Origin of the sequence: Ligilactobacillus acidipiscis DSM 15836, from assembly GCF_001435755.1 — a bacterium.
In the GTDB taxonomy this organism is placed as follows: Bacteria; Bacillota; Bacilli; order Lactobacillales; family Lactobacillaceae; genus Ligilactobacillus; species Ligilactobacillus acidipiscis.
This window is the reverse complement of sequence record NZ_AZFI01000146.1, coordinates 1-4,935: the sequence shown is the minus strand read 5'-3', so window position 1 is coordinate 4,935 and position 4,935 is coordinate 1. Positions and strand designations below refer to the sequence as shown.

Annotated in this window: 5 protein-coding genes; 4 read left to right on the top strand and 1 reads right to left on the bottom strand. The window is 40.3% G+C overall.

The window, feature by feature from the left end; all coding sequences use genetic code 11:
- Positions 1–538: 538 nt before the first annotated feature.
- From FC65_RS08705 to FC65_RS08690, 4 genes are all read left to right on the top strand, one after another.
- Positions 539–1,039 carry an AAA family ATPase gene (locus FC65_RS08705; protein ID WP_056972379.1) on the top strand — a complete coding sequence of 167 codons (501 nt, stop codon included), beginning with the start codon at positions 539–541 and terminating at the stop codon, positions 1,037–1,039.
- Positions 1,040–1,155: 116 nt separating this feature from the next.
- The gene (locus FC65_RS08700) at positions 1,156–1,653 is read left to right on the top strand and encodes a GNAT family N-acetyltransferase (protein WP_056972378.1); all 498 of its coding nucleotides are present in this window, start codon (positions 1,156–1,158) and stop codon (positions 1,651–1,653) included.
- Positions 1,654–1,832: 179 nt separating this feature from the next.
- Complete coding sequence (locus FC65_RS08695) at positions 1,833–2,681, top strand: SDR family NAD(P)-dependent oxidoreductase (RefSeq protein ID WP_056972377.1); 849 nt, start codon at positions 1,833–1,835, stop codon at positions 2,679–2,681.
- 88 nt (positions 2,682–2,769) lie between these two features.
- Entirely contained in the window at positions 2,770–3,282 is a 513-nt protein-coding gene (locus FC65_RS08690; RefSeq protein ID WP_056972376.1) for a GNAT family N-acetyltransferase, read from the top strand.
- Positions 3,283–3,437: 155 nt separating this feature from the next.
- On the opposite strand, the gene ppsA is transcribed toward FC65_RS08690, so the two are convergent.
- Positions 3,438–4,935, bottom strand: a 1,498-nt coding sequence (ppsA, locus tag FC65_RS08685) for a phosphoenolpyruvate synthase (RefSeq protein ID WP_156408610.1), incomplete at its 5' end; no start/stop codon positions are given.

Below are 4,935 nucleotides of genomic sequence, written 5' to 3'. Positions count from 1 at the left end.
CGATAGTGTGAACTATCTCCTACCCGATTAGCAAAAAAAGTTGACTTTTTAACCGGCCAGCTTGCTAGAATAATATAAGATAAAGCTAGTGGGGAACAACATCTGGAAAAACTTTTTTGTAGTGATTATTAAATTGAAGAAAAGAGTTTTGCCAAGCGATGTTGCAGTATTAACTACACATCTGCTATAGAAAGTGAAACTTATATCGTAGAAAATTCAAGAAAGCTATCCACTTTAATTTTTGTACTTAAGCGTGATGAGCAAGAGAGCGGCTATTGTACTATTGATAATAGGCAAGATTATTATTTTTTGGCTTAGTAATTATTAACGAATGTCGAGATCAAGGTTATGGTACATTAATGGTGCAAAGCATGATGAATGTGTTAGAGATCTAACAACACAAAAGTTTTGTCTCAAGTGGAGGCCAAGATATTTTGGCAGCGATCCAAGTATATAAAAAGTTGGTTTTGATGTTAAAACATAAATCGTCTGTCTAGTGTAAAAATCTTTCCCAGAAGTGCGAGGAGTTGTGAATATTGTGACAAAACTAATTATTTTACGTGGAAATTCAGGCAGTGGTAAAACCACGATCGCAAACAAATTACGCTGCTCTTTAGCAGAGAAAAACACGATGCTGGTTTCTCAAGATACCGTTAGATTAGAGATTTTAAATGTGAAAGATCATCCTGGAAATCCAAGTATTGAGTTGATAGAAAAAATCTGTGAATTTGGCAAGGACCGATATGATTATGTGATCTTGGAGGGGATTTTAGGCGCGGAAAAGTATCAAAAAATGTTTTTCAAATTATGCTCTTTTTTTGAGAACAATGTACTGGCTTATTACCTAGATATCCCTTTTTCTGAGACGCTAAGACGTAACAATGAGCGTAACAAGGAAAGGCGATTTGATACTGAGCTATTGAAAAAATGGTGGTTAAAAAAAGATTATTTGCACGTTAACAACGAACGGGTGCTGACTGAAAATTTAAATCAAGCGGAAATAATCAGCCTGATTTTAAATGATTTGAAAGAAAAATAAAAGATTATTTACGTGTTTTTTCAGAACACTAAGTATTTGCAATTAAACAGTAACTGTGGAGAATTGTTTGTAAATACTTGCTAAAATTCTTTGTCCAAAAGAAGGGGGAAATTTACATGCCAAAAATCGTGATCCGTTCTGTAAGACAAGAAGATCTACCCAGCTTGGACATAGACACAAAAGTAATGACCATAAATGAGGATCCCAATCGTGTTTTCCCTGCTGACTATGATGAATTCGTGCATCGTTTATTGAAAGTTTCGACCCTTGTTGCAGTTGCCCCCCAAGGTAAAATTCTGGGCTTTTTGGACTATTCATATGTTTTACCCATAGAAATGCATGGTAAGCAGTGGAATTTTGAAGTTGCTGTGGATCAAGCAGCACAAGGCTTGGGTGTTGGTAAAAAACTTTTACAGCATCTGTTGGTAAATGCTCAAGCCGAAAAAATCGTAAAAATCAGTTTACGAGTACTGGGAACGAATCCTAATGCCATTGGATTTTATGAACATTTTGGTTTTCAACAAGAAGGTCATTATAAAAAAGAGTTTTTTTTAAACGGCAGATGGGTCGACGACTATCAGTATGCCCTTTACTATCCCTACTTGAATGAATAAACTTTGGTAGTAGAGTAAATCCTTGTGAAAAAAGTGGTCATAAATTCTGTGATACTTGCGTTTTTGGTATTCGGTGGTTTTTACATAAAATATTGGAGCAATTTAATTTGAAAACAAACCTATTCAAGCAGCGATACTTGAACAAATAATTGATATTAAGAAAGACGAGGAGAATATAAATGGCACAAACATGGTTGATTACGGGGACATCTACTGGATTTGGACAAGAATTGGCGACTTTATTGGCGCAAAAAACGGATGTGAATTTAGTCGCGACAGCCCGAAATACTGATAAGTTAGCTTATTTAGATCAGTATGATCACGGTCAGATCCTCAAGTTAGAGTTGGATGTGACTGATTCACAACAGATCAAGGAAGTAATTCAAACTACTCTTTCTAAATTTGGCAGGATCGATGTCTTGGATAATAACGCAGGTTTGGGCTACTTTTCGACATTTGAGGAAGCCGATGAAGCAACAGTCCAATACATGTTTGATGTTAATTTTTGGGGCTCAGTCCATCTGACACAAGCTGTCCTGCCTGTTATGCGCCAGCAAAAAAGCGGTGTGATCATTGGGATCTCTTCTGATGCTGGTTTGATCGGGGAAGCTGCATTAAGTTTTTATAGCGGGACTAAGTTTGCCCTGGAAGGTGTGTTCGAGTCTTTAGCACAGGAAGTTCAAGAAGATAATATTAAAGTCATGTTAGTGGAACCTAGTTCATTTAGGACGGACTGGGCTGGTCGTTCATCACAGAAAAAAGAAACGGCTTTTCTTGATGATTATCAGGTGACTAATGCTGCCATTCAAAATTATTCTGACTCAGCTGGCAATGAAGCGGGAAACCCGCAAGCAGCCGCGCAAGTCATTTATGAACAGGTTATTTCCAATACCGAACATTTACCCTTACATTTACCTTTGGGAGAAATGTCTGTGACACGAGCACAGAAAAAATTTGCCGGACTGGCCCGAAAGTTTGCACAGTTAAGCGATTTAGCAATCTCAACTGATTATTCCAAGGAAGAGTAGGGGGGGCCTACCGATCCAGAGAAAAAATGGGTGTGTTAATCTCAAAATGATTTATAAAATATTAGGATAAAAGCGGGTGGCTCGAGAAATGATAGAGTTAAAAAAAGTGACAAATGACCAAATCAAAGAATTACAAAAAATTAGCCGGCAAACGTTTGCAGATACTTTTGGCGCTGACAACACAGATTCCGACATGGAGTTATATTTGGATCAGACCTACGGCACGGAAACTCTCTTAGCGCAGCTAGCAAATCCGAATTCTATCTTTTTCTTTGCTTGGAAAGATGGAAATGTGGTTGGTTATCTAAAGGTCAATCTGGCGGACGCGCAAACCGAAAAAATGGGTAATGACAGCTTAGAAATTGAACGGATCTACGTACAGAAGGATTTCAAAAGGCAAGGATTCGGTTCAAAGTTATTTCAACAAGCGCTAAGTTGCGCAAGAGAACAGAAAAAAGCAAAAGTGTGGCTGGGAGTTTGGGAACGTAACTATGCTGCCTTGAAATTTTATAATAAACAAGGTTTTAAGCAAATTGGTGCGCATGTCTTTCAGCTAGGTGATGATGCACAAAGAGATCTGCTGTTGCAGTTGGAACTCTAGTTTTGGGTGACCTGGTTGTTGAATAGACAAAACAAAGTAAGTCTTTGAGGCGATGGTTAGAGGTGAAAAATTTACATTGTGCATAGTAAAAAGCTCCTTCTCAGTTCGACAGTTGCCGAATTAAGAAGGAGCTTTTTATGAGGAAGGATCATTTGTTACCATTCATAGTTAGTTGGATCTTGCCGCCCTCTACCAGTGGCATTGTCCAAGATGATCCGTTGTTCAAAGTGAGCGATGTTGTGCTTCGTTTCTTTGACCATGTCTGGATTGACTGAAACATAATCAATACCTTGTTGTACCAGAAATTCAGTAAAGTCAGGGTATTCGGACGGAGTTTGACCACAAATCGACACTGTCTTGCCGTCTTTGTGAGCCATTTTGATCAAATGAGTGATGGCGCGTTTGACAGCGAGATTTCTTTCGTCAAACAATTCAGCCACAGTGTCATTATTCCGATCACAGCCCAGCAGCAACATCGTCAGGTCGTTGGAGCCGATTGAATAGCCATCGATAAACTGATTGAATTGGTCAGCTAAAATAATGTTGGATGGGATCTCGGCCATCATATAAACTTTGAAATCTGGACTACGAACTAAACCGGCAGCGGTCATGATATCTGTGACCTTTTTTGCTTCGGGAACGGTTCTAATGAACGGTATCATTACGTTAAGGTTCTTCAAGCCAAATTCATTTCTAACTTTCTTGACGGCTTTTAATTCGAGCTTGAAAGCGTTAATATATTTAGGATCATAGTAACGTGAAGCTCCTCGCCAGCCTAGAAGATCGGCTGATTCATGCGGCTCGTATTTGTCGCCACCTTTTAAGTTCCGATATTCGCTGGACTTGAAATCTGAAAACCGCAAAACGACCGGGCGGGGTGCCATTGCTCGGGCTACTTTACTGATCCCTTCAGCCAGCATATTTACGACTTTCTCGGGATGACCTTGGTCGATCAAGTAAAGGGGATGCTCATGAATATAACTTGTCCAAATAAACTCTTCACGCATCAGGCCGATCCCATCGGCAGGTAGCTTAGAGTATTTGTCTGCCAGGTCAGGGTCGCCCAGATTCATCATGACTTGAGTTGCCGTAGGTGCAAAGTACTCGGCATTACCAGCAATCTCTCCAGGTTGAATTGCTTTTTTGGCAGGAGCAACGATCGATTCCACGTTGCCATCGTAGACGATCCCGTTTTTGGCATCGACCGTGATGGTATCACCGGTGTGCAAAACATCCATTGCAGCTGCTCCACGGCTTGTCGTTCCTACAATACATGGGATCTGCATTTCACGTGAAACGATAGCCGCATGGCAAGTCATCCCACCATTATTAGTAATGATCGCCTTAGCTTTTTTCATAGCTGGGACCCAGTCAGGAGAAGTCATTGTTGTGACTAAAACTTCGCCTTCCTTGAATTCGTCGATATTTTTGGGGTCAGCGATAACATGCACTTTGCCGCTAGCTACGCCAGGACTGGCTGCCAACCCCCGTACTAAGACTTTAGCATCTGTTACGTTACCCACGTTCTCATCTCCCGTTGAGCTGCTGTTTTTCTTATTTTTGTTTTTCTGGGACCAGACTGTTTCTGGCCGTGCTTGCACTAACCAGAGTTTGTTAGTATTTTGGGTGCGCCCGGCATGGGCAGTAACTAGG